The following is a 275-nucleotide window of genomic DNA, read 5'->3' as shown; positions in this document are numbered from 1 at the left end:
TAACTGCCCGATTACCGGACGCTCTTCTGCGGACAGCTTGCCCATGCCCCGCAGAATTTCCGTCAACAACCCTTTCTTGCCAAGATATTTTACGCGCAGTTCCTGCACCTGCGCGGTCCGCTCGATTTTTTCCAATTCCTCAAGCGCTTCCGCTTTCAATGCTTCCAATCTTTCGCGCACTGTATAACCCTCCTTAATAAATTTTGGTAAAAAAGAAAGAGAAAGAAAAGAACGAGGGGATGAATTCAATGCGGAAAAAGGCGAACGTCTTTTTC

General features: G+C 46.9%; 1 pseudogene. It reads right to left on the bottom strand.

Annotation, left to right across the window (positions count from 1 at the left end):
- Positions 1-180: pseudogene (gene pheS / locus B2899_RS16990) on the bottom strand (phenylalanine--tRNA ligase subunit alpha); the annotation flags it as partial.
- Positions 181-275 lie beyond the last annotated feature (95 nt).

The sequence above is a fragment of the Aneurinibacillus sp. UBA3580 genome (assembly GCF_002375825.1).
GTDB classification, from domain to species: domain Bacteria; phylum Bacillota; class Bacilli; order Aneurinibacillales; family Aneurinibacillaceae; genus Aneurinibacillus; species Aneurinibacillus danicus.
Note: the sequence above shows the minus strand (reverse complement) of the source record. Positions and strands in the feature narration are given on the sequence as shown.